This is a genomic window from Bradyrhizobium oligotrophicum S58, from assembly GCF_000344805.1.
Classification (GTDB): Bacteria; Pseudomonadota; Alphaproteobacteria; order Rhizobiales; family Xanthobacteraceae; genus Bradyrhizobium; species Bradyrhizobium oligotrophicum.
In genome coordinates, this window is sequence record NC_020453.1 from 8,052,091 (window position 1) to 8,078,233 (window position 26,143).

At 66.0% G+C, this 26,143-nt stretch carries 21 protein-coding genes; 6 read left to right on the forward strand and 15 right to left on the reverse strand.

Annotation, left to right across the window (positions count from 1 at the left end; genetic code table 11):
• Positions 1–5: 5 nt before the first annotated feature.
• Positions 6–1,553 carry a DHA2 family efflux MFS transporter permease subunit gene (locus tag S58_RS34795; protein WP_015670136.1) on the forward strand — a complete coding sequence of 516 codons (1,548 nt, stop codon included), beginning with the start codon at positions 6–8 and terminating at the stop codon, positions 1,551–1,553.
• Positions 1,554–2,136: 583 nt separating this feature from the next.
• Here the strand turns inward: S58_RS34795 and S58_RS34800 are convergent.
• The 6 genes from S58_RS34800 to pcaF all read right to left on the reverse strand — a co-directional run bounded on the left by S58_RS34800 (position 2,137) and on the right by pcaF (position 9,416).
• Positions 2,137–3,843: a flotillin family protein gene (locus S58_RS34800; protein ID WP_015670137.1), complete on the reverse strand. Its 1,707-nt coding sequence runs from the start codon at positions 3,841–3,843 to the stop codon at positions 2,137–2,139.
• A gap of 36 nt (positions 3,844–3,879) precedes the next feature.
• Positions 3,880–4,530 carry an OB-fold-containig protein gene (locus S58_RS34805; RefSeq protein WP_015670138.1) on the reverse strand — a complete coding sequence of 217 codons (651 nt, stop codon included), beginning with the start codon at positions 4,528–4,530 and terminating at the stop codon, positions 3,880–3,882.
• A 22-nt stretch (positions 4,531–4,552) separates the two neighbouring features.
• Positions 4,553–5,722: a PspA/IM30 family protein gene (locus S58_RS34810; protein ID WP_015670139.1), complete on the reverse strand. Its 1,170-nt coding sequence runs from the start codon at positions 5,720–5,722 to the stop codon at positions 4,553–4,555.
• 354 nt (positions 5,723–6,076) lie between these two features.
• Positions 6,077–7,141 carry a phosphotransferase gene (locus S58_RS34815; protein WP_042340430.1) on the reverse strand — a complete coding sequence of 355 codons (1,065 nt, stop codon included), beginning with the start codon at positions 7,139–7,141 and terminating at the stop codon, positions 6,077–6,079.
• A 60-nt stretch (positions 7,142–7,201) separates the two neighbouring features.
• Positions 7,202–8,095, reverse strand: a complete 894-nt coding sequence (locus S58_RS34820; protein WP_015670142.1) for a dioxygenase family protein — start codon at positions 8,093–8,095, stop codon at positions 7,202–7,204.
• Between the two features lie 112 nt (positions 8,096–8,207).
• A complete protein-coding gene (gene pcaF / locus S58_RS34825) occupies positions 8,208–9,416 on the reverse strand; it encodes a 3-oxoadipyl-CoA thiolase (protein ID WP_015670143.1) in 1,209 nt (402 codons plus the stop codon).
• A gap of 553 nt (positions 9,417–9,969) precedes the next feature.
• Between pcaF and mutS the strand changes: the two genes are divergently transcribed.
• Positions 9,970–12,702, forward strand: coding sequence for a DNA mismatch repair protein MutS (mutS, locus tag S58_RS34830; RefSeq protein ID WP_042340431.1), 2,733 nt, complete (start codon positions 9,970–9,972; stop codon positions 12,700–12,702).
• A gap of 86 nt (positions 12,703–12,788) precedes the next feature.
• Here the strand turns inward: mutS and S58_RS34835 are convergent, their stop codons facing one another.
• The 6 genes from S58_RS34835 to S58_RS34860 form a co-directional block, all read right to left on the reverse strand.
• Complete coding sequence (locus S58_RS34835) at positions 12,789–13,301, reverse strand: TIGR02594 family protein (RefSeq protein WP_015670145.1); 513 nt, start codon at positions 13,299–13,301, stop codon at positions 12,789–12,791.
• A 114-nt stretch (positions 13,302–13,415) separates the two neighbouring features.
• Positions 13,416–14,210 (reverse strand): hypothetical protein, encoded by a 795-nt coding sequence (locus S58_RS34840; RefSeq protein WP_015670146.1) that lies wholly within the window; start codon positions 14,208–14,210, stop codon positions 13,416–13,418.
• 181 nt (positions 14,211–14,391) lie between these two features.
• The gene (locus S58_RS34845) at positions 14,392–14,901 is read right to left on the reverse strand and encodes an OsmC family protein (RefSeq protein WP_015670147.1); all 510 of its coding nucleotides are present in this window, start codon (positions 14,899–14,901) and stop codon (positions 14,392–14,394) included.
• Positions 14,902–14,958: 57 nt separating this feature from the next.
• Positions 14,959–15,744: an ABC transporter ATP-binding protein gene (locus S58_RS34850; RefSeq protein WP_015670148.1), complete on the reverse strand. Its 786-nt coding sequence runs from the start codon at positions 15,742–15,744 to the stop codon at positions 14,959–14,961.
• On the reverse strand, positions 15,744–16,589 hold the full coding sequence (locus tag S58_RS34855) for an ABC transporter permease (protein WP_015670149.1): 846 nt from the start codon (positions 16,587–16,589) through the stop codon (positions 15,744–15,746). The genes S58_RS34850 and S58_RS34855 overlap by 1 nt, the downstream gene beginning before the upstream one ends.
• Positions 16,590–16,907: 318 nt before the next feature.
• The gene (locus tag S58_RS34860) at positions 16,908–17,882 is read right to left on the reverse strand and encodes an aliphatic sulfonate ABC transporter substrate-binding protein (protein ID WP_042341095.1); all 975 of its coding nucleotides are present in this window, start codon (positions 17,880–17,882) and stop codon (positions 16,908–16,910) included.
• Between the two features lie 195 nt (positions 17,883–18,077).
• Here S58_RS34860 and S58_RS34865 point away from each other — a divergent pair, with 195 nt between their 5' ends.
• The 4 genes from S58_RS34865 to S58_RS34880 all read left to right on the forward strand — a co-directional run bounded on the left by S58_RS34865 (position 18,078) and on the right by S58_RS34880 (position 24,484).
• Entirely contained in the window at positions 18,078–20,873 is a 2,796-nt protein-coding gene (locus tag S58_RS34865; protein ID WP_015670151.1) for a [protein-PII] uridylyltransferase, read from the forward strand.
• A gap of 92 nt (positions 20,874–20,965) precedes the next feature.
• Positions 20,966–21,331, forward strand: a complete 366-nt coding sequence (locus S58_RS34870) for a DUF1304 domain-containing protein (protein WP_015670152.1) — start codon at positions 20,966–20,968, stop codon at positions 21,329–21,331.
• 410 nt (positions 21,332–21,741) lie between these two features.
• The gene (locus S58_RS34875) at positions 21,742–22,968 is read left to right on the forward strand and encodes an ABC transporter substrate-binding protein (RefSeq protein WP_015670153.1); all 1,227 of its coding nucleotides are present in this window, start codon (positions 21,742–21,744) and stop codon (positions 22,966–22,968) included.
• Positions 22,969–23,248: 280 nt separating this feature from the next.
• Entirely contained in the window at positions 23,249–24,484 is a 1,236-nt protein-coding gene (locus tag S58_RS34880) for an ABC transporter substrate-binding protein (protein ID WP_015670154.1), read from the forward strand.
• Between the two features lie 187 nt (positions 24,485–24,671).
• Here the strand turns inward: S58_RS34880 and S58_RS34885 are convergent, their stop codons facing one another.
• From S58_RS34885 to S58_RS34895, 3 genes are read right to left on the reverse strand one after another with little or no spacing between them, the layout of a single operon-like run.
• Entirely contained in the window at positions 24,672–25,277 is a 606-nt protein-coding gene (locus S58_RS34885; RefSeq protein ID WP_015670155.1) for an ATP-dependent Clp protease proteolytic subunit, read from the reverse strand.
• 41 nt (positions 25,278–25,318) lie between these two features.
• Positions 25,319–25,678, reverse strand: coding sequence for an SRPBCC family protein (locus S58_RS34890; RefSeq protein ID WP_015670156.1), 360 nt, complete (start codon positions 25,676–25,678; stop codon positions 25,319–25,321).
• A complete protein-coding gene (locus S58_RS34895) occupies positions 25,675–25,989 on the reverse strand; it encodes an ArsR/SmtB family transcription factor (RefSeq protein WP_015670157.1) in 315 nt (104 codons plus the stop codon). Before S58_RS34895 ends, S58_RS34890 begins: the two co-directional genes overlap by 4 nt.
• Positions 25,990–26,143 lie beyond the last annotated feature (154 nt).

Consider the following 26,143-nt stretch of genomic DNA (forward strand, 5'->3'; position numbering starts at 1 on the left):
GCGCGATGACCGCGTCTTCCGCCGTTCCCGGACTTCGGCGCAACATGGTGACGATCTGCGCCATGACGGCGACGGTCATGCAGGCGCTCGACACCACCATCGCCAACGTCGCCTTGCCGTATATGCAGGGCACGCTGTCGGCGTCGCAGGACCAGATCAACTGGGTGCTGACATCCTACATCGTCGCGGCGGCGATCATGACGGCGCCGGTGGGCTGGATCGCCAACCGCTTCGGCCGCAAGCGCACCTTCATCGTCTGCTCCGCAGGTTTCACCATCGCTTCGGTAATGTGCGGGCTGGCGCAGGACATCACCCAGATGGTGCTGTTCCGCCTGCTGCAGGGCGTGTTCGGCGCCGCGCTGGTACCGCTGTCGCAGGCCGTGATGCTCGATTCCTACGCGCTGCACGAGCGCGCCAAGGCGATGGCGATCTGGGGCATGGGCGTGATGCTCGGCCCGATCATGGGGCCCTCGCTCGGGGCCTGGCTGACCGAGACCTATTCCTGGCACTGGGTGTTCTTCGTCAACCTGCCGTTCGGCGCCGTCACCGTGCTTGGGCTGATCGCGTTCATGGAGGAGACCAAGCCGAATGCGGAGCTGACCTTCGACTGGTTCGGCTTTCTCGCGCTCGCGATCGGCATCGGTTCGCTGCAGATCGCGCTCGACCGCGGCGAGGACCAAGGCTGGCTCGAGAGCTACGAGATCATCATCGAGTTCATCGTCGCCGGCGTCGGCTTCTACTACTTCCTGGCGCATTCGCTGACGACGAAGCGGCCGTTCATCCAGTTCGCGCTGTTCAGGGACCGCAACTTCGTCGGCGGCTGCGTGTTCATGACGGTCATGGGACTGGTGCTGTTTTCGACGATGGCGCTGTCGTCGCCCTATCTGCAGAACGTCATCGGCTATCCCATCATCACCGCCGGCGTGCTGCTGGCGACGCGCGGCTGCGGCACCTTCGTCGCGATGATGCTGGTCGGGCGTCTCTTGCGCTATATCGAGGCGCGCACGTTGATCGTCGTCGGGCTGGGGCTGACCGCGCTGTCGCTGTTCCAGATGACCGCGTGGACCGACCAGACCGGCGTGCCCGAGATCATCGCCATCAGCATCATGCAGGGTTTTGGCTTCGGCCTGGTGTTCGTGCCGCTGTCGACGGTGGCGTTCCTGACCTTGCCGGGCGAGCTCCGCACCGACGGAACCTCGATGCTGACCCTGGTGCGAAATGTCGCCAGCTCGATCGGCATTTCGATCGCGATCGCGCAGCTCACCGAGGCAACCCGGCGCAACCACGCCATCCTGGTCGAGCACATCAACCCGTTCAATCACGCGCTCCAGATGCCCAATGTCGCGGGCATGTTGAACCTGTCCACCGACGCGGGACGCGCGATGGCCGACGCGATGGTCATGGTGCAGGCCCAGATCCTCGCCTTCTCGCACGACTATCAACTCGTGATGACGTTCATCCTGGTGTCGATCCCGCTCGCGGTCATGATCGGCTCGACGCGGTCAGCATTGCGTGCGCAGTCTGCACCGACAGATCATGCCGTGATGGAGTGATCGTTCCCTGCGATGGAAAAAGCGTGCGCTGTTCCGACGCAATGGGGCCGGGGATAGCAAAAAGGTGACCACGACGTGATGGATTTGTAACTTCAATCCGGCGCGTTTCCGGCTATCTTGTCATCACCCCACTCGGTTCTCTGCGTATGAGTTGCGCGCAGAGACTGCACTTCATGAGCGCCCCACTCGTGATGTGCCGGGCGGGGGCGGTGGCTCCTCCAGCGCCGCCCCCAGCCCCCGGGGGATCTTTTCCCCGCGCACGCGTTGGACCTGTCCTCACCACCAACTGCCTTCCGGGTGAATGACCGCTCCATCGCTATGAGCGGTTTTGTTGCTCGACCGTTTCAACATCCAGCCTGCCCCCAGTGACATCACGCGGTATGGGTCCCGGGTCGGCGCCAGCCGACGCTGCGCATCGGCCGGCTTGCCCGGGACGACAGTCGTTGTTTGTCGCGTCAGCTCGGTTTGTCGCGCCAGCTTGGCTCTTGCGCCCAGCCCCATCCTCCGCTGTCGTCCCGGCGAACGCCGGGACCCATACCGCGTGATGTCACTTGGGGCAGGCTGGTTATTGATCCCCGTCGACCTACGATGACGGAGCCGAGACCGGCAGCGGCTCGATCTTGGCGGCGCCGCTCGCGCCCTTCGTCGGCGCGCTCGGCAGGATCACGCCCGCCAGTGCCTGCACCGGATCGTCGCCGGGCTTGAAGCCGGACTGCACCAGGATCTCGTCGATCAAGGGCTTCAGCGCATGCACGCGCAGCAGCTCGCCGGCGAGACCTTCGCCGAAGCCGACATTGCCACCGGCACCACCGCCATTGCCGCCGAAGGCGCCGCCGGTGTGCAGGATGCGGACGTCCTTCAGATTGGCGATCGGCTTCACCATCTCGCCCAGCGCCGCCGGCATGGTCGCGATGCGCTGCTTGGCGAGCTCGAAATCGATCACGTTGCTGCCGAGCTTGTTCTGGGCCTCGTTCTTCATCAGGATCACGGCCGCTTCCGCCTCGCCGATCTGGCGCACGCCGACGGCCTTGATCTTGTTGGCCTCGGCCTCCGCTTCGGCGAGCGTCTTGGCCGCCTCGCCGCGATCGACCGCGGCACGCTTCTCGGCCTCAGCGGCGACGGTAATGCCGGTCGAGCGCTGCTCGGCCTCTTTGCGCGCGGCCATGACCGCGGTCTGACGTTCTCGATCGGCGATCTCGATCGCGCGCGCCGTCGTCACCTTTTCCTCCGCAGACACCGCCAGCGCCTCGGCCTGCTTGGCCACCGCGCGCGCCTCCGAGGTTTCCTTGCTCTTGCTCGCGATCTGGATGTCGTTGTCCTGGGTGGCGATCTGGATCTCGCGGTCGGCGTCGGTCTTGCGGCGGTTGATGGCGAGATTGGATTCGATCGCGGCGGTCTCGCGCACCTTCAGCGCCTCCGCCTCGCGCTGGGCGATTCTCTGCTGCGCCTCGATGCGCGCGTTCTCCTCGGTCTGCCACGCCGTCTGGGTTGCGCTCGCCACCTCGGCGCGGGTGCTCGCCGTCTTGTTGGCGATGTCGCGCTCCTGGCTGAGCTCGGCCTCCTTCTTGGTGCGCTCGATCTGCAAGGTGAGCTGGCGCGCCTCGAGATCCTTCTGCGCGATCGCCACTTCATTGTCGCGCACGATCGCGTTGCGGTCGCGGCGCCGCGTCTCGGTCACGGTTTTCAACAGGGTCAGGCCTTCGGCGTCGAAGAAGTTCTCGGCATTAAAGAAGGAGATGTCGGTCTGGTCGAGCTTCGTCAGCGACACCGATTCGAGCTCCAGACCATTCGACTGCACATCGGCCTCGACCGCGGCCTGGACGTGCTTGACGAAATCTGAGCGCTTCTCCTGCAGCTCCAGGAGCTCCATCGTCGCCGAGACCGAGCGAAGGCCGTCGACGAACTTGGCCTCGACCTGGTCGCGCAGCAGTTCGGCATTGTTGGTGACGGCGCCGAGGGTTTGCGCGGCGAGCGCGATCGAATCGACGTCGGGCTTCACGCGGACATAGAACTCGGCGTCGATGTCGACGCGCATGCGATCCTTGGTGATCAGCGAGTCCTTCTTGGAGCGCTCGACCCGCAGCCGCAGCGTCTTCAGGTTCACGCGCGCAACCGAGTGGAAGATCGGCAACACGACGGCGCCGCCGTCGAGCACGACCTTCTTGCCACCGAGGCCGGTGCGCACGAAGGCCTCGTCGCGGGTGGAGCGGTGATAGAGAACGGCAAAGACGGTGCCGAGAACGATCAGCAGCACGACGCCGATCGACGCAGGCAGAACCAGATCAAACATGGGGATTACTTTCGGGTTGAGGAAAGTGTCGTGGAGCTAAAGCGTCTTGACATTCGTAAGCTCGTCGGTTGCGGCGATCGCGATGAAGCGGCCGTCCTTGCGGTCGACGAGCAGAACCGATGCACCCACCGGCAGCGGCGGCGAGCCCGGCGCGGCCGAGGCCGTCACCGAATGCCAGTTGCCGTGGATGTCCTTGACGCGGACACGGCCGGGCAGCCCGTCATCGAGCGGACCAACGGCGACCTCGCCGGTGCGGCCGACGAGATCGGACAGACCAACCGCATAGCTCTCGTCCTGCGGGACCAGCCGCGCCGCATAGCGCGTCGAGCTGCGCAGCAGCGGCACGGTGACAACGGCGGCGAGCACGCCCGCGGCCGTCGGCGGCAGTGCCACCGCCAGCAGTCGCGCGGCATCCTGGATCAGAAAGCCCGAGATCGAGAAGATGCCGAGCGCAAGCAGGATGCAGATCATCAGCGGCACGCCGCCGACATTGATCCAGGACAGCACGTGACTGATGGAGCTTCCGCTGCCGTCGTGACCGAGATCGACGCTCTGGCCAAGCAGCTCACTGATCGACAGGCCGATCAGCATCGAGCCGATTTCGACGCCGCCGACCAGCACGATCATCACAGCGGCGATCGCGAACGGCCGCACCTCGGGTTGCATGAAATGGTCGACGATGGTCATGGGACGACGCGCCCCTGCCCGCTCAGTTCTGCGACTTCAGGCGCGCCAATCGCTCGGCGATGTCCTTGTCGCGCTGCAGCTTCGACAATTCGTCGATATCCGGCGACGGCGTGATGCCCTCGGGCACACCGGTCGCGCGGGCAATGACGCGAGAGGCGCGCGCCGCCTTGGCGAGACCGGTGTCCCCGGCCCGGCGCGCCGTGGCTGTCGGCTGATGGGTGAGGGCTTCGCTGCGTTCGAGTTCGGCAAGACGTATCTGCGCATCCTGCAGGCTCGACAGGATCGCGCGCAGGGTCGTCAGGACGGCGTCGATCCGCTCGGCATTCTCGTCGATCGCCCGCGACAGCACCTCGAACTGCGCTTCGAGATCCATCTGCCGGGCGATGCCGGCCCTGGCGAGATCGTCGCGGCTCTCGATGATCGCAACGCGGATCTGCTCGGCCAGCACCGACGTCTCGCGCTCGATCTCGGCGCGTCGCGCGTTCAGCCGATATTCCTCGGCCCGCGCTAATGACAGGCCGTCGCGCGCCTCGCGCTCGGCCTGCTCGATCTCGCGGATCGCCTGTTTGACCAGCGCGACCCGGTTGTTGTCTTCGGCCTTCTCGATCGCCCCATAGGCGATGCCGGCGATGAGGCGCCCGGCGCGTGACAGGAGCGTGTCGGGGGCCGGCGCGTGTTCGGCGAGCATGACGTGGTCCTTTCCTGGGCTGATGGCTGGGTGTGAGTTCGAGGTGACGCCGAAGCGGACTTCGATGTCACCATTGTCGGCGCGCACAAGTTGCGCCGGCGTCGCGTGCGTCCATCCCGCGGCATAGCCGGTGACCGCGAACGGAATCGTGAAACGGCCAAGCGCGGTGCCGAGCGACAGCGTGCCCGCGTCCCTGACATTCACCAGGCGGTCGTCGAGCGGCAGTCGCGGGGTCGGCGCGGCGCGATAGGCAGCGCGGTCGCGCAGGCCGAGCGTGACCAGACGCGACGGCAGCCGGGTGGCTTTGCGGATCGGGTCATAGGCATGGCCGTGCAGCGCGACGAGGTTGGCGCCAATGCCTTTGGCGGCGGCGATCTCGTCGAGCATGTCCATCATCCGGGCATAGTCCGCGAAGGTCGCCTCGATCGCGTCCCTGGCCTCAGGGGTGAGGACGAGACGGTAGCGAATAGCCTGATCGTAGACAGTTCCGGCCATGGGGAACATGAAAGCACGCTTTCCGTGCTTTAGCAAGCTCTCCCTTGGTCCGAGAGAGCCATCCCCTGCCACGTCCACACCGAACGCCATGCACATGCGGATATGTCGCGCCGACCCCGCCGGGCGTTTTGAGGGCGAGCGAACAATCTCTGGTGATCGTTAAGACGGGTCGGTCGGAGCGCGACCGAACGCGTCCCAGTCGCCAGCGCTGTCATGCTGTGCGAAGGCGGAGCATTCAGTACTCCGCGGCAGACGATATTGAGCCGAGATGTCACGGCGTACTGGACCACCCGGTCAAGCCGAGCGATGACAGCGGGGGCTTCCATGTCCAGATCGATGCGACCGGGATTGGGAAACGGTCGTCTAATCCAACAACTCGCGGCAGCCGAGATCATCGAACGCGAGGAAGATGCGCTCGAGATTATTCCACCAGATCACCGGCGGGATCTGGATCGCCCATTGCCAGACCGGCTGGGCGACGTGCAAGAGCACGGCGAGACGATAGTCCTGATCCAGCGCCGCCCGGTCGTAGCCGGCAACGCCATGCGCAACCAACGTCTGATGATAGCCGTCGAGCAGCGGTCGCTCGATCCGCGCGCGCCGCTCGGGATAGAGATGCAGCGCGATCATATAAGCGAGGTCGTTGGCCGGCACGCCGATCCGCCACTGGTCGAAATCGAACGCGCGGACGTCGTCGCTGTCGGCGGCCTTCGGCACCAGAAAATTCCAGACATGCGCGTCGCCATGCGCGATGCTGAGGTTTCGCCGCGAAAGATAACGCTCCGAGAGCCGCGGCGTCGCCGCCATCAGGCGCTCATAGACGGCGCGCCGGTCCGCGCTCAGGCGGTCTCCCAATTGGTCGGCGAAGCGCTGATAGTGGCCGGCAAAGGTCAGGCTGCGCCCAGCCCTCTCGTCTGCCGTCGCGAAGCTGCCGATGGACACGCCAAGCCGCGGATCATCCCACCACGCCGCATGCAGCCGCGCCAGCGCCCGCACGATCGCCTCGGCCTGCGGCAGCGCCGGCGGCAGCGGCCATTGCGTCGCCGTCTGGTGCGTGTCGGTGAGATCCTCGAGCAGCAAGTGCCAGGTGAACGCCGCTTCGTCCCACGCGCCGCCGTAAGAGGCGGGCACCAGGCCCTTCGGCATGAGGCCCGCCAGCTCGCGATAGAAGCTGACCTCGTGGCGGCCGCCCCGCCACAGCGTCTTGGCGAAGGCCGGCATGGCGAGCTTCAGGATCAGCGTCCTCGGTGCATTCGGCGCCGCGCCATCATAAGTCAAGCCGAGGCGGATGATGCGCGAGATCAGCATCGGGCGGTCGCTGATCACGCTGACCTCCGCCACCGCGCCTTTGTCGAGCACGCCCGCCTCGCGCATCGTGGCCGTCAACGCGGCAGGCTCGGCAGCAGGCGGCAAGTCGGTGGAGGTCATGCGGGCGCCGTCCCTTCAGGGTTGCAGCCTGATCCACACTAGCATGGATATTGCGAACCGCTACTTGATCGGTGCGCGCGGCAGCACGGTGTCGCCGGCTTCCATCCGGTAGACATGTTCGAGCGAGTACCAGGGCGCGCGGACGTCCGCCTCTGTCGGATGCGGTTCGTCGTGGCGGATGAAATTGCCGAGCAGCGCTTGCGTCACGCCGAACTGCACGTCGCTGTCGATGTGCGGGTCGTTGGGATCGTAGACCTGCGAGATCAGCACCTTGAAGCCCGGCTTGACGATCAGCGCATGCAGATGCGCCGGGCGATAGGGATGACGTCCCTGCGCTTTCAGAAGCCGGCCAACGCCCCCATCCGTTGGAATCGGATAGCCAACCATCATGACGGAGCGAAACCAGAAGCGACCGTCGGCATCGGTCGTGAGCTTGCCGCGCAGGTTCATGTCGGCCTGCTCGGGGTCCTGATTCTCGTAGTAGCCGACCGGTGAAGCATGCCAGACGTCGACCTCTGCGTCGGCGACCGGCGCTCCCCGCGGATCGACCACCCGCCCGTGCACGAACAGCGCCGGGCCTGATGTCGCCGAACGCACGATCGAGCCGCCATTCTCGGTGCGCGGCGAGTTCAACCGCCAGAACGGGCCGAGCAGCGACTGCGCCGTCTCGGTGTTGCCGCCGTCGCCATTGTTGAGCAGGCAGACCAGCGGCGAGACGCCGAGCGAGCCGGCCATCAGCACCACCTCGTTGTGGGTGTCGTTGGTGCGCTGCCCCAACTCGGCGATGATGGCCGCGGCTTCACGGAATTCGGCTTCGGTGAGGCGAACATCGCGCACGAAGCCATGCAGGTGCCTGACCAGCGAGACCATGATCTCGCGCAGCCGCGGGTTGGTCGTCTGCTCCATCACTGCCAGCACGGCCGGCGTGACGTCCTGTTCGCGGGAGATGGTCATGGCGCGATCCCTCGTCATCTCCGTCATTGCGAGGAGCGAAGCGACGAAGCAATCCAGGGCCACGCGTGCGACTCTGGATTGCTTCGCTTCGCTCGCAATGACGGCGCAGTCGTCAGTTGATCATCTCGACCGCCAGGGCGACGCCCTGGCCGACGCCGACGCACATGGTGGCGAGCGCGCGTTTTCCCCCGCGCACTTCGAGCCCGTGCACGGCGGTCATCGCGAGACGCGCGCCGCTCATGCCGAGGGGATGGCCGAGCGCGATCGCGCCGCCATGCGGGTTGACGAAATCGGCATCGTCGGCGACGCCGAGCTGGCGCAGGCAGGCGATGCCTTGAGACGCGAACGCCTCGTTGAGCTCGATCAGATCGAAATCGGTGATCTTCAGGCCGAGCCGCTCCATCAGCTTGCGCGTCGCCGGCACCGGGCCGATGCCCATGATGCGCGGAGGCACGCCGGCCGAGGCGAGGCCGAGAATGCGCGCGCGCGGCGTGAGGCCGTGCTTCTTCACGGCCGCTTCCGAGGCGAGGATCATGGCAGCCGCGCCGTCATTGACGCCCGACGCGTTGCCGGCCGTGACGGTGCCGGGATTGCGCACGATCGGCTTGAGCTTGGCGAGACCTTCCAGCGTGGTCTCGGGGCGCGGATGCTCGTCCTTGTCGACGGTCACAGGTCCGGCCTTGCCGCCGGGCACCGACACCGGCGTGATCTCGGCGGCAAAATAGCCCGACGCGATCGCGCGTCCCGCGCGCTCCTGGGAGCGGATCGCGAACGCGTCCTGGTCGGCACGCGACACCTGGAATTCCTCGGCGACGTTCTCGCCGGTCTCCGGCATCGAATCGACGCCGTATTGCTGCTTCATCAGCGGATTGATGAAGCGCCAGCCGATCGTGGTGTCGAAGATCTCGGCCGAGCGCGAGAATGCCTCGGTCGCCTTGCCCTGCACGAACGGCGCCCGTGTCATCGATTCGACGCCGCCGGCGATCGCGAGAGCGACCTCGCCGGCGCGAATGGCGCGGCCCGCGGCGCCGACCGCGTCGAGCCCGGAGGCGCAGAGGCGGTTGAGCGTCTGGCCCGGAATGGAATCGGGCAGGCCCGCGAGCAGCAGCGCCATGCGCGCGACGTTGCGGTTGTCTTCGCCGGCCTGGTTGGCGCAGCCGAAGAACACCTCATCCACGGCAGCCCAGTCGAGATTCGGATGCTTCGCCTTCAGCGCCTTGAGCGGCGTCGCGGCGAGATCGTCGGTGCGCACTTTTGCCAGCGCGCCGCCGAAGCGGCCGATCGGCGTCCGCACCGCATCACAAATGTAGACGTCTCGCATCGCTCTCTCCCGGATCTCACTGTTTCTGGTCAGAATTGACGGCGGTTTTAGGAGTGCGCCGGGGGGAGGTCAAATGACGGGCGCGCGGGGAGGTATGCGTGGCAAAGGCGGATGCGCGCGATCTCGGCGCGGCCGGTGCGCCCCCTCCCCCGCTTGCGGGGGAGGGTCGGGGTGGGGGCAGCCCCAAGCGAGATCTTTCGAGCGGAGAGAATTCCCCCACCCGCATCGCATCTCCGATGCGATGCGACCTCCCCCGCACGCGGGGGAGGTGCAAAAGCTGCCACCATCCCAGCGTTGAAGACGGGAGCAGCCTCCGGTCTCTCCGTCATTCCGGGGCGACGCGCGAAGCGCGGCGAGCCCGGAATCCATCGGGCTGCATGACCTGCTGCACGATGGATTCCGGGTTCGTGCTGCGCACGCCCCGGAATGACGGGAGGATAGAGCTGCGATCATTTCCGGCACTCCCCTCGGGGGAAAATTGCCATCGTGGAAAACCGGGACATCGCCTGCAAAGCGGTAGGACCGTCCGGGCAAATTGGCTAGTTTCCGCGCCATGACGATCCAGCAACCCATCACCGCCCCGGTTCCGCCCGACGCCACGCCTGCCGAGGCGCCGGCCAAGCTCACGCCGATGATGGAGCAGTACCTGGACATCAAGGCGGCCCATCCGGGGTTGATGCTGTTCTACCGGATGGGCGACTTCTACGAGCTGTTCTTCGAGGACGCGGAAGTGGCCTCTAAGGCGCTCGGCATCGTACTGACCAAGCGCGGCAAGCACCAGGGCGCGGATATTCCGATGTGCGGCGTGCCGGTGGAGCGCTCCGAGGATTATCTGCACCGGCTGATCGCGCAGGGCATCCGCGTCGCCGTGTGCGAGCAGATGGAGGATCCGGCCGCGGCGCGGGCGCGTGGCAACAAGAGCGTGGTCAGGCGCGGCGTGGTGCGCGTGGTGACGCCGGGCACGATCACCGAGGACAATCTGCTCGATGCGCGCGCCAACAACTATCTGCTGGCGATTGCGCGCAGCCGCGGCTCGTCCGGCGGCGACCGGCTCGGGCTCGCCTGGATCGACATCTCGACGTCCGACTTCATCGTCACGGAATGCGCGTTCGCCGAACTCACGGCGACGCTCGCCCGCATCAACCCGAACGAGGTCATCGTCTCCGACGCGCTGTATTCGGACATAGCGTTCGAGCCGGTGCTGCGCGAGCTCGCCGCCGTGACGCCGCTGACCCGCGACGTATTCGACGGCGCCACCGCCGAGCGCAGGTTGTGCGACTACTTCGCCGTTGCCACCATGGACGGGCTGGCCGTGCTGTCGCGGCTCGAAGCAACGGCAGCAGCGGCCTGCGTCACCTACGTCGAGCGCACGCAAGTCGGCCAGCGCCCGCCGCTGGCGCCGCCGGCGCGCGAGGCGACCGGCAGCACGATGGCGATCGATCCGGCGACGCGCGCCAATCTCGAGCTGACGCGGACGCTGGCCGGCGAGCGGCGTGGCTCGCTGCTCGACGCCATCGACTGCACCGTGACCTCGGCCGGCTCGCGGCTGCTGGCGCAGCGGCTCGCGGCACCGTTGACGGAGCCGGGGCAGATCGGGCGAAGGCTCGATGCGGTCAACACGTTCGTCGCCGATGGCGCCGCCCGCGAGGACATCCGCTCCATCCTGCGCGGCGCGCCCGACATGACCCGGGCGATGGCGCGGCTCTCGGTCGGCCGCGGCGGCCCGCGCGATCTCGCCGCGTTGCGCGACGGCATCCTCGCCGCCGACCAGGCGATGGCGCGGCTATCGGCGCTCGACCAGCCGCCGCAGGAGGTCGCGTCTGTCACGGCCGCGCTGGCCAAGCCCGCGCGGACGCTGGCCGACGAATTCGCCCGCGCGCTCGACGAGCAGCTGCCGCTGATCAAGCGCGACGGCGGCTTCGTCCGATCAGGCTATGATGCGACACTCGACGAAACGCGCAATCTGCGCGACGCGTCGCGCCTCGTCGTCGCCTCGATGCAGGCGCGCTATGCCGACCAGACCGGCGTCAAGGCGCTGAAAATCCGGCACAACAATGTGCTCGGCTATTTCGTCGAGGTCACCGCGCAGCACGGCGACAAGCTGATGTCGGCGCCTTTGAACGCGACCTTCATCCATCGCCAGACGCTCGCGGGCCAGGTGCGCTTCACCACGTCGGAGCTCGGCGAGATCGAGGCCAAGATCGCCAACGCCGGCGAGCGCGCGCTCAATCTCGAGCTGGAGATCTTCGATCGTCTCTGTGGGCAGGCGCTGGCGATCGGCGACGATCTGCGCGCCGCAGCGCACGGCTTTGCGATGCTCGATGTCGCCACTGCGCTGGCCAAGCTCGCGGTCGACGACAACTATGTGAGGCCCGAGGTCGACGGCTCGCTCGGCTTCGCCATCGAGGGCGGCCGTCATCCGGTGGTGGAGCAGGCGCTCAAGCGCGAGGGCCAGCCGTTCATTGCCAATTCCTGCGATCTGTCGCCGACGCCGGGACATAAGAGCGGACAGCTGTGGCTGCTCACCGGCCCGAACATGGCGGGTAAATCGACCTTCCTGCGCCAGAACGCGCTCATCGCCCTGCTGGCCCAGATCGGCTCTTTCGTGCCGGCGAGCCGCGCTCGCATCGGCATCGTCGACCGGCTGTTCTCACGCGTCGGCGCCGCCGATGATCTCGCGCGCGGACGTTCGACCTTCATGGTCGAGATGGTCGAGACCGCGGCGATCCTCAACCAAGCCGGCGAGCGCGCGCTGGTGATCCTGGACGAGATCGGCAGGGGCACCGCGACCTTCGATGGATTGTCGATCGCCTGGGCGGCGATCGAGCATCTGCATGAGAGCAACCGCTGCCGCACGCTGTTTGCGACGCACTATCACGAACTGACGGCGCTCGCCGCCAAGCTGCCGCGGCTGTTCAACGCCACGGTACGGGTCAAGGAATGGCAGGGCGACGTGGTGTTCCTGCACGAGGTGCTGCCGGGCTCGGCCGACCGCTCCTACGGCATCCAGGTGGCGAAGCTCGCAGGCTTGCCGCCGGCGGTGATCAGCCGCGCCAAATCGGTGCTGGCCAAGCTGGAAGCGCAGGACCGCGGCCAGAGCGCCCGTGCCCTGGTCGACGACCTGCCGCTGTTCGCGGTACCGTCGCGCGCGGCCGCCGAGCCGGCGATGTCGAAGGAAGCGGAAGAGCTGATCGCCGCGGTGACGGCGCTGCATCCCGACGAGATGACCCCGCGGGAGGCGATGGACGCGCTGTATGCGCTGAAAGCGAAGCTCCTGAAGACCTAATGACCCGGCGTCATTCCGGGCGCGCGTCAGCGCGAGCCCGGAATGACGCCGGCGTTGGAGACCGGCCTTAGCCGCCGGTCAGAGCCTCAGTCGTTCGAGCCGACCGGGTGGCCGTCCTCGGACGCCACCTTGACGGCGCCGAGTTTCGGCAGCTCGACGGACTTCGGCCAGAAATAGCCGACCAGACGGGTCTTCGGCTCGAACTGCTCGCGAACCGCATCGCTCTCGTTGCCGCCCAGCGTCAACACCTGCGACCGCGTCTCGCCCATGTAGAAGCCGACATGACCGAGCCCGGAGTTCGGCTTGCCCCGCGTATAGACCGCGATCGCGCCGAGCGCGGGCTTTTCGAGCTTCACGAAATTCTTGTTGGTGCGGAAGGACTGCGACGAGGGGCTGCGCGTGCCGGGAACGCCGCTCTGCTCGAGCTTGGCATTGGTCCAGATCGCGCACCAGGGATCGCCCTCCGAGCCGCAATGCGCCTGATCGATGAACTTCTTGATGCCGCGGTTGTTGCCGGTCTCGTGAAAGCCGAGATCCTTCAATCCGTTCGCGAGCCATTTTGGCTGCCCATTGGTCGTCGTCCCATTTGCGGTCGGCATATCGCACCTCCTGTTGCAGTTCGACCGTTGACCCACCTTTCAGTTGCATTGTCTTTGCGGTAAGCACGGAGGTTCAAGGCGACGCGAATGCAACCGGAGCTCATGAGGTCGAAGTCAGGCCGTCCGGCGCCGCCGCCCGAGCCACCACAGGCCGAGATTCCAGCCGACGCAGGTCGTAAGTGCCCCGCTGAGACCCACGGCGGCGCCGAGGTGCAGGCTGCCGAGATGCAGCACGACGACGGCGAGCGAGAAGCCGATCAGGCCATAGGCGCCGTTGGCCAGCACGGCGGCGGTCGCGGGACCGCCGATGCGCGGCTGCAGGATCAGCATCATCGAGGTGAAGACGATCGGGAACAGCGCCAGCATGCCGGAGACGCTGGGGCCGGCCCAGCCTGAGACCGACGTGACGGTCGCGACGAGCGTTGCGACCAGCGAGGCGCGTAAGGGAACGTCGTACCAGCGTCGGGTGATCAGCGGCATCCTGGCGTGGCGATAGCGCCGCAATAGCGGCAGGCAGATCGCGAAGGTCACGACATTGGCGGCGACGCCCATCAGCAACGTCCACTGCACGGTCTTGATCAGTGCGGCGAGACCGAGCCACACGGCCACTGCGGTGGCGCTCGCGACCAGCACGCTGTGGCGCTGCGCCAGCACGGCATAGGCAAGGCTGAGGAAGATCGTGGCGGCATTGATCGGCAGGCTGGTCAGCGCGCCCTGCGCGATGAAGGCCGCGTCGTGGTCGAGCGCGAGGAAGACGTAGGTCGGCCCCGCCGAGATCGGCAGGGTCGCGACCAGGGCGCCGATCACCGGCCCGGTGCGCTCGGCGATCATCGACGCCGACACCACGAAGGCAGCGGCGATCGCCATGCGCAAGCCGAGCAGCAGCAGGAAGGAGGGATCGAGGGACATCAACTCACGCGGCAGCGGCAGTGGTCTCCCTCCCCCACCTGCGAGGGGAGGGCCGGGGTGGGGGCGCGGCTCGGGTGGTGCGCGTCGTGCGGAGAGAAGTTCCCCACCCGCCTCGCAAGCGGGGGAGGCGCAGACCGAGCAAGCCTCAACAGCTCGTCGTCAACAGTAGCAGCGGGTGCAGCTAGACCCGCTTCAAACTCACCGACACCTTCGGGCCGTTCTTGATGGTCTGATAGACCACGCAATAGCGCTCGGTGAGCTTGAGCAGGAGATCGAGCTTGTCCTGTGGGGCGTCGGTGTCGACCTCGAAGCGCAGCCGGATTTCCTGGAAGCCGACCGGGGCCTCCTTGTCGACGCCGAGCGTGCCGCGGAAATCGAGATCGCCTTCGGCGAGCACGCGCCCGCTCTTCAGCGGGACCTCGACCGCGGTGGCGACCGACTTCAAGGTAACGCCGGCGCAGGCGACCAGCGCCTCCAGCAGCATGTCGCCGGAGCACAGCTCCAGCCCGGAGCCGCCGGTGGCGGGATGCAGGCCGGCCACCGCCAGCGCGCGGCCGGTTTCGAGCTTGCAGGTCAGGCCTTCGCCGCCGACCTCACCCTTCGCCTTCAGCGTGATGACCGCGGCGGAAGGGTCGGCCTTGTAGCGTTCCTTGATCGGCGCCTGCATGGCGCGCAGCTCGGCAGCATCCATCGTCGTTCTCTCCCGGATTTCATTTCAGACGAGATGTACCGGGCCGCACCGCCGCTGTCACCACCACAGCCCGCCGCCGGCGTCACGCCTGCCCTGCATGTCGGGCACCGTCCGATCGAGCGAACGGTCGAGCGCGGTCAGCACGTGGCGCTTGAACTGGTCGAACAGCGGCGCGTTGCGGTCGCGGGGGCGCGACAGGTTGATGGTGATCTCCTCGAACAGCCGGCCGGGATGCGGCCGCATCACCAGCACGCGGTCGGCCAGCACCACGGCCTCTTCGACATCGTGGGTCACCAGCACCAGCGTCGGACGCGTGTCGGCCCAGAGGTCGAGCAGGTGATCCTGCAGGTCCTTGCGGGTGAAGGCGTCGAGCGCCGAGAACGGCTCGTCGAGCAAGAGCACCTCTGGCTGCGCCACCAGGGCGCGGGCGATCGCGACGCGCTGCGCCTGGCCGCCGGACAATTCGCGTGGCCAGACCTTGGCCTTCTCGGTGAGGCCGACCCGTTCGAGCGCACGCGCAACGCGCTCGCGGCGCTCGGCCGCCGGCAGCTCGGACAGGCCGAAGCCGATATTGTCGGCGACGGTGAGCCACGGCAGCAGCCGCGGCTCCTGGAAGATGATGCCGACCTTGGGATGCGGCGCCGCAATCGCCTCGCCATCAAGCGTGACGGTGCCGGCGCTGGTGCGATCGAGCCCGGCGATGGCGCGCAGAAGCGTCGACTTGCCGCAGCCGGAGCCGCCGATGATGGCGATGATCTCGCCGAGCTGGATCTCGGCCGAGAACCTCTCCAGCGCGTGGACGCCGTTGGGATAGACCTTGGTGACGGATGCGAGCTGCAGCATCACGCCGCTCCGCCCTGGCGCGCAAAACTGTCCTGCCAGCGCAATAGCGGCGCGGTCGATAGCTCCAAGAGCCAGTCGGTCGCCTTGCCGATAGTGGCGAAGATCACGATCGCAGCCACGATCTGCGCCGGCTTGCCGAGCTGCTGGCCGTCGATCAAGAGGTAGCCGAGGCCTTCCGAGGCGCCCATGAACTCGGCGGCGACGACGAACATCCACCCCAAGCCGAGGCCGACGCGCAGCGCCACGACATAGGCCGGCAGCACCGCGGGCAGGAGGATGCGGCGGATCATGGCCGGTCCGGACAGACGGAAGATGCGGCCAACCTCGACGATCTTGCGGTCGACCGACAGGATCGCGCCGGTCACGCCGAGATAGACCGGGAAGAACACGCCGACCGCGATCAGCGCCACCTTCGAGGTCTCGAAGATGCCGAGCCACAGGATGAACAGCGGCACCCAGGCGATCGACGGGATCGCGCGCAGCGCCTGCACGGTGGGGTCGATCAGCCGGCGCGCGAGACCCCAATAGCCACAGATGCCGCCGAGGACCGTGCCGGCCACGACGCCGAGGCCGAAGCCGACACCGACGCGGATCAGGGTCGTGGTGATGTGACGGGCGAGCTCGCCGGAGCGGGCGAGTTCGGCGATGGTGGTGAAGACCTTTGAGGGCGGCGGCACCAAGCGACCGTTCGACCACCCGGCCCAGACCAAGAACTCCCAGGCCAGCGCCAGGGACAGCGGCAGCAGCAGCCCGAGCAGCGGCCGCGCCAGGCGCGTGGACCACGGCGTGCGAGCGGTCTGGGGGGCGGCGACGGTGGGCGCCTGCAGTTCGGCGGTCATGGTCATAGTGAGAACGGGTCAGGGGTGGGAATGCAAGGCGTGTTGGATGCCGATGTTGGCGCGCGTCGAGGGGATCCAAAAGCGCCGCCACAATCTCGGTGTCGTCCCGGCCTCCGCGCCGGGACCCATACGCCGCGGCCGTTGTGGTGAGGGCGAGATGCCGCTCCAGCGTGCCTCAAAACACCTTCACGGCGTATGGGTCCCGGATCGGCGCTCGACAACGCTACCGCGTTGTCGAGCTTGTCCGGGACGACACCGGTGTTTTATCGCGCCAGCGGTTCGTATCGCGCTCAATTTGCGGGCAGGCACGAGCGTGGGCTTACGTCAATTCGTCGGCAGCGGCACCTGGTCGTCGATCAGGGCGTCCAGCGTCGCCTTCACATCGACCTTCGCGTCGACGACGCCGGCCTGCTGCAATGCCAGGCCAGCAGCCAAGATCGACTCGCGCTGGGGTGCGCCGATGCGGCTGTGGGTCAGCTCGGTGCGCTCCTTGAGCTGCTTGTCGACGACGGTCTCGGGCAACTTGGTCACGGAGATGAAGGTCTTCTTCAGCTCGTCGTAATTGGCCAGCGCATCCTTGCGCGCGACCTCGTAGGTGGCGAGCACGCGGCGGACGATGTCGGGATTGTCCTTCAGGAACTGCTCACGGACGTTCAGGATGCCCCAGGTGTTGGCGTCGGCCTTGCGGTAGAACAGCCTGGCGCCCTCCTCGATCTCGGCCTGTGCCATCATCGGATCGAGCCCGGCCCAGGCATCGACATCGCCGCGGATCAGCGCCGCCTTGCCGTCGGCATGCTGCAGCAACACCGGCGTGATGTCCTTGTCGGTCAGGCCGGCCGACAGCAGCGCGCGCACCAGGAAGATGTGCGGATCGGTGCCGCGGGTGACCGCGACGCGCTTGCCCTTGAGGTCGGCGACCGAGGCGATCTTGGAGTCCTTGGCCGTGACCAGCGCGGTCCATTCAGGCCGCGAATAGACGTAGATCGACTTGATCGGATTGCCGTTGATCCTGGCGACCAGCGCAGCAGAGCCTGCGGTCGAACCGAAATCGAGCGAGCCGGCATTGAGGAATTCGAGCGCCTTGTTGGAGCCGGCCGACTGGACCCAGACGATGCTGATGCCGTCCTTGGCGAACTCCTTCTCCAACAGCCCCTTCTGTTTCAGCACCAGCGACACCGGATTGTAGGTCGCCCAGTCCAAGCGGATCTCCTTCACGGGCTCGGCCGCGCGTGCAGCGCCGCATCCCAGTAGAACCACGGCCGCAACCGCAGCAAATCCGCGCCTCGTCAATCCACCCATCGCCATCCCTCCAGCTTCGAGAAACATTGCTGTTGTTTCAAGGAGTTATGCCAGGGGTGCGCGAGAATTGCTTTTCCTTTCGACGGCATCGTTCAGAACGATCATCATGCCGTGACCACCGATGGCAGCATGGATCGATTGTTGCATTGGAAGTTTCGTGACAGCACAGGCCTTGTTCGATATCCGGTTGCAGCCATGGACAGCGTCGCCCCGAATTCCCACCCTGATAGCCTTTCCGATTTCGACAGCACCGGCATCGCGGCTGCGGTCGACGCGCTGGCCGCGCAGCATTCCGGCCGCGAGGACATGTTCCGCGCCGCCGTGGTGCAATTCCTCAAGGCCGAGCTGGTCAAGGCGCGCGCCGCAGCGCAAGCACAGCTGCTGAAGGACCGCCACGGGCGGCGCTGTGCCGAGCAGCTCTGCTTCGTGCAGGACGAGATCATCCGTATTCTCTATGCCGCCGCCACCCAGCACCTCTATCGCTCGCAGGTGCCGAGCGGCGCCGAGCGCATGGCGGTGGTGGCCACCGGCGGCTATGGCCGGGGCCTGATGGCGCCGGAGTCGGACATCGACCTGCTGTTCATCCTGCCCTACAAGCAGACGGCCTGGGGCGAGCAGGTCGCCGAAGCCATCCTGTATTCGCTGTGGGACATGGGGCTGAAGGTCGGCCACGCCACCCGCTCGGTCGATGAATCGATCCGGCAAGCGCGCGGCGACATGACGATCCGCACCGCGATCCTGGAGACGCGTTATCTCGCCGGCGACCGGCCGCTCTATGACGAGCTGGTGCAGCGCTTCGACACCGAGGTCGTCCAGGGTACCGCGGCGGAGTTCGTCGCCGCAAAGCTCGCCGAGCGCGAGGAGCGGCATCGCCGCGGCGGCCAATCGCGCTACCTGGTCGAGCCCAACGTCAAGGACGGCAAGGGGGCCTTGCGCGACCTGCACACGCTGTTCTGGATCGCCAAATACGTCTATCGCGTGCGCGAGACCGCCGAGTTGGTCGAGCGCGGCGTGTTCGACGCGCATGAGTACCGCACCTTCCGGCGTTGCGCCGATTTCCTGTGGTCGGTGCGCTGCAACCTGCACTTCGTCAGCGGCCGGCCCGAGGAGCGGCTGTCGTTCGATTTGCAGCGCGAGATCGCGGTCCGGCTCGGCTACACCAGCCATCCCGGCATGCAGGATGTCGAGCGCTTCATGAAGCACTACTTCCTGGTCGCAAAGGAGGTCGGCAACCTCACTGCGATCCTGTGCGCCAAGCTGGAGGACCAGCAGGCCAAGGCGGCGCCGGTGCTGAGCCGGATGATCTCGCGCCTGACCACCGGCTCGACCTGGCGGCGCGTGCCGGAGAGCGACGACTTCATCGTCGACAACAACCGCATCAATCTCGCCGCGCCCGACGTCTTCAAGCACGATCCGGTCAACCTGATCCGCATCTTCCGGCTGGCCCAGAAGAACAACCTCGCCTTCCATCCGGATGCAATGCGCGCAGTCACGCGCTCGCTGAACCTGATCAATACCGAGCTGCGCGACAATCCCGAGGCCAACCGGCTGTTCATGGAGATCCTGACCTCCAACGACGCCGAGGTCGTGCTGCGGCGGATGAACGAGACCGGCGTGCTCGGGCATTTCATTCGCGCCTTCGGCCGCATCGTCTCGATGATGCAGTTCAACATGTATCATCACTACACGGTCGACGAGCACCTGATTCGCTGCATCGGCTTCCTGCAGGAGATCGAGCGCGGCGGCATCGACGAGTTCACGCTGGCCTCGGACCTGATGCGCAAGATCCGACCCGAGCACCGCGCCGTCATCTACATCACCGTGCTGCTGCACGACGTCGCCAAGGGCCGGCCCGAGGATCATTCGATCGCGGGCGCCAAGGTGGCGCGGCGGCTGTGCCCGCGGCTCGGCTTCAACAATGCCGACACCGAGCTGATCGCCTGGCTGATCGAAGAACATCTGACGATGTCCACGGTGGCGCAATCGCGCGACCTGTCCGATCGCCGGACGATCGAGAAGTTCGCCGCCGTGGTGCAGTCGGTCGAACAGATGAAGCTCCTGACGATCCTGACCACCGCCGACATTCGCGGGGTCGGGCCCGGCGTCTGGAACGGCTGGAAGGCGCAGCTCTTGCGCACGCTGTATTACGAGACCGAGCCGGTGCTGACCGGAGGGTTCTCCGAGGTCAACCGCGCCAAGCGCATCACCGCGGCGCAGGCCGAATTCCGCAACGCCTTCACCGACTGGCCGGAGGACGAGCTCACCACCTATATCGGTCGGCACTATCCGGCCTACTGGCTCAAGGTCGAGCTGCCGCGCAAGATCCGCCACGCCCGCTTCGTGCGATCGAGCGAGGATGCCGGCCACAAGCTCGCGATCAATGTCGGGTTCGATCCGGCGCGCGGCGTCACCGAGCTGACGATCTTCGCGATGGACCATCCCTGGCTGCTGTCGATCATCGCCGGCGCCTGCGCCTCGGCCGGCGCCAACATCGTCGACGCCCAGATCTACACCACCACCGACGGCCGCGCGCTCGACACCATCGCGATCTCCCGCGAATATGAGCGTGACGAGGACGAAGGCCGCCGCGCAACCCGGATCGGCGAGACCATCGAGCAGGTGCTGGAAGGCAAGCTGCGGCTGCCCGACGCCGTGGCGCGGCGGACCACGCGCGGCAAGCAGCACAAGGCGTTCTCGGTCGAGCCGGAAGTGACGATCAACAATCAATGGTCGGAGCTCTACACCGTGATCGAGGTCTCCGGCCTCGACCGCCCCGGCCTGCTGTATGAGCTGACGACGGCGATCTCGAAGTTGAACCTCAACATCGCGTCCGCCCATGTCGCCACCTTCGGCGAACGCGCCCGTGACGTGTTCTACGTCACCGACCTGCTGGGCGCGCAGATCAACGCGCCTACGCGGCAGGCCGCGATCAAGAGCGCGCTGCTGCATCTGCTGGCGAGCGACGACTCGGCGGCGCAGCCGGCGGCATGAGCGAACGCCGTGCGGCATTCGGCCGCTCGGGGCAGATTTGATCGAGGGACCAGCACCACCGCCGGTCCCGGCAGGCTTGGGGGAGCCGAACCATGGCATTGATTGCAAACATCGTCGTCGGACTAATCGGCCTGCTGCACGTCTACATTCTCGTGCTCGAGATGTTTCTCTGGACCAAGCCGGCTGGCTTGAGGGCCTTCAACAACACCCCGGAGCGGGCGGAGGCGACCAAGGTGCTCGGCGCCAATCAGGGCCTCTATAACGGCTTCCTCGCCGCCGGCCTGTTCTGGGGCCTGGCGCACCCGGCGCCGGCGTTCGCTTTCCAGATCAAGATCTTCTTCCTGCTCTGCGTGCTGGTCGCCGGGCTCTACGGCGCCACCACCGCGAGCCGCAAGATCCTGTTCATCCAGAGCGTGCCGGCCACGATCGGCTTGATTCTGGTCTGGCTCGCGGGCTGAGCCGGGCTGCACCGCCACCACAGCTGTCGTCCCGGGCTAGCACGGCGGCGCAGAGCGCCGGCATGCGCTGACGCGGGACCCATAGTCCCAGGCGAAGCTTGGGGCAGGATCGCCACTCCGAGTCCTCGCCACACGACGGCCTGCGGCTATGGATCCCGGGTCTGCGCCCTGTCGTCGCTACGCGACGTCAGGGCTTGGCCGGGACGACACCTGGCTTAGGGAAACAGCCTGGCTCGCACGGCTTGAATTCACGATCAGAGAGCTCGCATCCTGGGCCCCGTGCCGAGCGGAACTGCCGCACCCCTGCCCGCTCGCCTTGCGTCCGCCAAGCCGTTCCTCCACACTGCCGGCAGCGATGGCGCCCTTTGGGCAGACCAGCCGCATAACAATCAGGAGGAACGATAGACCCCATGAGACAGGGAATTTTCCGTCTTGCAGGGGCGGCCGCTTTGGCCGTCACCCTCTCCGTGACCTCGGCTTCAGCCCAGAAGAAGTACGATCCCGGTGCCTCGGATACCGAGATCAAGATCGGCCAGACCGTGCCGTTCTCGGGTCCCGCCTCGGCTTACGCCTCGATCGGCAAGACGCAGGCCGCCTATTTCAACATGATCAACGAGCAGGGCGGCATCAACGGCCGCAAGATCAAGCTGGTCCAGTATGACGACGCCTATTCGCCGCCAAAGGCCGTCGAGCAGGTGCGCAAGCTGGTCGAGGACGACGAGGTGCTGCTGACCTTCCAGATCATCGGCACGCCATCCAACGCCGCCGTGCAGAAATACCTCAATACCAAGAAGGTGCCGCAGTTGTTCGCCGCGACCGGCGCGACCAAGTTCACCGACCCGAAGAACTTCCCCTGGACGATGGGATACAATCCCAACTACTTCACCGAGGGCCGCATCTACGGCCAGTACATTCTGAAGGAGCATCCCAACGCCAAGATCGGCGTGCTCTATCAGAACGACGATCTCGGCAAGGACTACCTGAACGGCATCAAGGCCGGCCTGGGCGACAAGGCGTCAACCATGATCGTCGCCGAAGCATCCTACGAAGTCTCCGATCCCACCATCGACTCACAGCTTCTCAAGCTGAAGGCGGCCGGCGCCGACCTTCTGTTCTCCGCATCGACGCCGAAGCAGGCCGCGCAGGCGATCAAGAAGCTGCACGAGCTCGATTGGAAGCCGGTGCACATCGTCGACATCAATGCGACGTCGGTGGGCGCGGTGCTTCAGCCGGCCGGCCTGGACGCGTCCAAGGGCGTGATCTCGGTCAATTACGGCAAGGACCCGCTCGATCCGCAGTGGAAGGACGACCCGGGCATGAAGCGCTATTTCGACTTCATGGCCAAGTACTATCCGGACGGCGACAAGAATTCCAACTTCAACGTCTATGGCTACGGCAACGCACAGCTCCTGGTGACGGTGCTGCAGATGTGCGGCGACAACCTGACGCGTGAGAACGTCATGAAGCAGGCGGCGTCGCTCAAGGACGTCGTCGGCGACCTGTCGCTGCCGGGCATGAAGATCAATACCTCGCCGACCGACTACCGCGTCAACAAGCAGTTGCAGATGATGCGATTCAACGGCGAGCGCTGGGAGCTGTTCGGCCCGATCCTGGAGGACAAGGGCGCGGCGGGTTAGTTCACGCTCACTGTCGTTCCGGGGCGCCGCGCAACGACGAACCCGGAACCTCGAGGTTCCGGGTTCGCGCTGCGCGCGCCGCGGAATGACGTGATCAACATCGAAGGTACGGGGCTGCGCGAAGGCGCGGCCCCGTTTTGCGTTGCGGCACGAATTGCGCTCTCTCGCCGCTCCTTGAAACGTTGCCTTGTCGACTTGCTTCCTCCACACTCGCGTGCAGCGATGGCGACATAACAACCAAGAAGAACCATCGACAAACATCACCGGAGGGAGGACTCGCATGAGAACGTCACTGTTCGGTCTCGGTGCAATGGCGCTCGCTGCGTCGCTTGCCATTGCTCTGCCTGCGTCATCGGCCGACGCCCAGAAGAAATACGACACCGGCGCAACCGATACCGAGATCAAGATCGGCCAGACCGTGCCGTTCTCCGGTCCGGCTTCCGCCTATGCCGGGATCGGCAAGACCCAGGCCGCCTATCTGAAGATGATCAACGAGAAGGGTGGCATCAACGGCCGAAAGCTCAACCTCATCCAGTATGACGATGCCTATTCGCCGCCCAAGGCGGTCGAGCAGGTGCGCAAGCTGGTGGAAAGCGACGAGGTGCTGTTCACCTTCCAGATCATCGGCACGCCCTCCAACGCCGCCGTGCAGAAGTACCTCAACGGCAAGAAGGTGCCGCAGCTGCTGGCATCGACGGGCGCCTCGCGCTTCACCGACCCGCAGAATTTTCCATGGACCATCGCCTACAATCCGAACTACCAGTCGGAGGGGCGCATTTACGCGAAATACATTCTCGCCAACCACCCCAACGCCAAGATCGGCATCCTCTACCAGAACGACGATCTCGGCCGCGACTACATCGCCGGCCTGAAGAGTGGCCTCGGCGCCAAGGCCGACACGATGATCGTCTCGGAGGCGTCCTACGAACTGTCCGATCCGACCGTCGACTCGCAGATCGTCAAGCTGAAATCATCCGGCGCCGACCTGCTCTACAACGCCTCGACACCGAAATTCGCGGCGCAGGCGATCAAGAAGCTCGCCGACCTCGGCTGGAAACCGGTGCACATCCTCGACATCAATGCGAGCCCGGTGTCGGCGACGCTGAAGCCTGCCGGACTCGACATCTCCAAGGACATCATCAGCACCAATTACGGCAAGGACCCGGCCGATCCGCAATGGAAGGACGATGCCGGCGTGAAGGCGTATTTCGAGTTCATGGACAAATATTACCCGGAGGGCGACAAGCTCAACACGGTCAACACCTATGGCTATTCGACCGCGGAGCTGCTGGTGCAGATCCTGCGCCAATGCAGCGACGACCTGACGCGTGAGAACGTCATGCGGCAGGCCGCCAGCATCAAGGGCTACGTGCCGAGCCTGGCGCTACCCGGCCTGTCGATCACGACGTCGCCGACCGACTTTCGCGTCAACAAGCAGATGCAGATGATGAAGTTCAACGGCGAGCGCTGGGAGCTGTTCGGCCCGATCATCGAGGATACGGGGGCGGCGGGGTAAGCCCGCGCTGCTTCCGCATCCACAACTGTCATGCCCCGCGCAGGCGGGCATCCAGTACGCGGCGGCCTCTCCGCTGATCACAACTGCCTCTGGAATACTGGGTCACCCGCTGGAGCCTGTCATCGGGCGGCGCGTCCGCGCCGACCCGGTGGCGGGTGACGACACCGTTTGTTCAGGCGAAGACCGGCTATTCGCCCATCTCCCTCTGCTTCGCGACCCGGTCGATCAAGCCCCACTGCAACGCCTCGTCCGCCGTCATGAAGTGATCGCGATCCAGCGTGCGCTCGACGTCCTCATAGCTGCGCCCGCAATGCTCGGCATAGAGCCGGATCATGCGGCGCTTGGTCTGTTCCATCTCTCTGGCGTGGATCATGATATCCGACGCCTGGCCCTGAAAACCACCCAGCGGCTGATGCACGTGAAGGCTGGCATTGGGCAGCGCCGTACGTTCGCCCGGCTCCCCCGCCATGAGAAGAAACGACCCCATGGAGCGCGCCGTTCCCATGCAGAGCGTGTGCACCGGCGCCTTGACGTATTGCATCGTATCGTACATCGCGAGGCCGCTCGTCACCACGCCGCCGGGCGAATTGATGTAGAGATGGATCGGCCGCTTGGGATTCTCCGCCTCGAGAAACAAGAGTTGCGCGCAAACCAGGGCGGACACGGTGTCGTTGACCTCGCCGTTGAGGAACACGATCCGCTCGCGCAGCAGCCGCGAATAGATGTCGAACGATCGCTCTCCCCGGCTTGATTGCTCGATGACCATAGGGACGAGTTGCATCGTGTCGCGCATGCGCGAGCTCCCGTTCACTGCGTGGATGAGGAGGTGAAGCGTCAGGCCGCGCGCAAATAACTGCGCGTGTTGCTGTTCGCCGCCGGCGGCGTCAGCCGCATCAGCTTCGGTGCAGGCGGGCCGTGGATGATTTTGAGCCGCGTTCCGCCGTCAGCATTGGGGCTGAGCTGGAAGGTCACGATGCTTTCGAGATAGGGCGGCTCGTCATCGCGCATCCGGTAGCGAACTTCTTCGCCCGGCGTGGACGAGAGCGGGGCGGGATCGGCGAGATCGCCGGATGGCAGCCATGTGTCGCGCAGCGCGGGGCTGCTGATCGCACGCCAGACCTTCTCCGGCGGCGCATCGAGCTCGTAGTCGAGCACCAGTTCGTCGCCCTGCTGATCCGTCTCGACATCGCTCATTGGTCCATGTCCTTCAGAAGGATTTTCAGCGCATCGATGCGTGACGGCCAATAGGCCCGGTACTTCGCCAGCCAGCGCGCGATCAGCGCCAGGCCGTCCGGATCGACCTCGTAGTTGACGAAGCGGCCCTGCCGCTCTTCCCGCACCAGTCCCGCGTTGCGCAGCACCGAAAGATGCTGCGACATCGCCGGCTGGCTGATCGTCAGCCCCTCGCGCAGCGCGCTGGCATTCATGCGGCCGGCGGCGAGCTTCTCGAAGATCGCGTAGCGCGTCGGATCGGCCAGCGCCTTGAAGATGTCACTCTCGATCATGGCAACACATAAGCATAAACTTATGTGTTGCACAAGCTGAGAGTGCGAGGGACGCTACGCTCGGAGCTACCCTCGATGTATCGGTGCAGCCCGGATATCGCTCCGTCACCGGTGTCGTCCCTGCGAACGCAGGGACCCATAACCCCGGGAGGCG

Bases quoted from the DNA above. Each gene is read 5' to 3' on its own strand.
- S58_RS34795 (WP_015670136.1), top strand. From the start codon at position 6: ATGACCGCGTCTTCCGCCGTTCCCGGACTTCGGCGCAACATGGTGACG.
- S58_RS34800 (WP_015670137.1), bottom strand. From the start codon at position 3,843: ATGTTTGATCTGGTTCTGCCTGCGTCGATCGGCGTCGTGCTGCTGATC.
- S58_RS34805 (WP_015670138.1), bottom strand. From the start codon at position 4,530: ATGACCATCGTCGACCATTTCATGCAACCCGAGGTGCGGCCGTTCGCG.
- S58_RS34810 (WP_015670139.1), bottom strand. From the start codon at position 5,722: ATGTTCCCCATGGCCGGAACTGTCTACGATCAGGCTATTCGCTACCGT.
- S58_RS34815 (WP_042340430.1), bottom strand. From the start codon at position 7,141: ATGACCTCCACCGACTTGCCGCCTGCTGCCGAGCCTGCCGCGTTGACG.
- S58_RS34820 (WP_015670142.1), bottom strand. From the start codon at position 8,095: ATGACCATCTCCCGCGAACAGGACGTCACGCCGGCCGTGCTGGCAGTG.
- pcaF (WP_015670143.1), bottom strand. From the start codon at position 9,416: ATGCGAGACGTCTACATTTGTGATGCGGTGCGGACGCCGATCGGCCGC.
- mutS (WP_042340431.1), top strand. From the start codon at position 9,970: ATGACGATCCAGCAACCCATCACCGCCCCGGTTCCGCCCGACGCCACG.
- S58_RS34835 (WP_015670145.1), bottom strand. From the start codon at position 13,301: ATGCCGACCGCAAATGGGACGACGACCAATGGGCAGCCAAAATGGCTC.
- S58_RS34840 (WP_015670146.1), bottom strand. From the start codon at position 14,210: ATGTCCCTCGATCCCTCCTTCCTGCTGCTGCTCGGCTTGCGCATGGCG.
- S58_RS34845 (WP_015670147.1), bottom strand. From the start codon at position 14,901: ATGGATGCTGCCGAGCTGCGCGCCATGCAGGCGCCGATCAAGGAACGC.
- S58_RS34850 (WP_015670148.1), bottom strand. From the start codon at position 15,744: ATGCTGCAGCTCGCATCCGTCACCAAGGTCTATCCCAACGGCGTCCAC.
- S58_RS34855 (WP_015670149.1), bottom strand. From the start codon at position 16,589: ATGACCATGACCGCCGAACTGCAGGCGCCCACCGTCGCCGCCCCCCAG.
- S58_RS34860 (WP_042341095.1), bottom strand. From the start codon at position 17,882: ATGGGTGGATTGACGAGGCGCGGATTTGCTGCGGTTGCGGCCGTGGTT.
- S58_RS34865 (WP_015670151.1), top strand. From the start codon at position 18,078: ATGGACAGCGTCGCCCCGAATTCCCACCCTGATAGCCTTTCCGATTTC.
- S58_RS34870 (WP_015670152.1), top strand. From the start codon at position 20,966: ATGGCATTGATTGCAAACATCGTCGTCGGACTAATCGGCCTGCTGCAC.
- S58_RS34875 (WP_015670153.1), top strand. From the start codon at position 21,742: ATGAGACAGGGAATTTTCCGTCTTGCAGGGGCGGCCGCTTTGGCCGTC.
- S58_RS34880 (WP_015670154.1), top strand. From the start codon at position 23,249: ATGAGAACGTCACTGTTCGGTCTCGGTGCAATGGCGCTCGCTGCGTCG.
- S58_RS34885 (WP_015670155.1), bottom strand. From the start codon at position 25,277: ATGCGCGACACGATGCAACTCGTCCCTATGGTCATCGAGCAATCAAGC.
- S58_RS34890 (WP_015670156.1), bottom strand. From the start codon at position 25,678: ATGAGCGATGTCGAGACGGATCAGCAGGGCGACGAACTGGTGCTCGAC.
- S58_RS34895 (WP_015670157.1), bottom strand. From the start codon at position 25,989: ATGATCGAGAGTGACATCTTCAAGGCGCTGGCCGATCCGACGCGCTAC.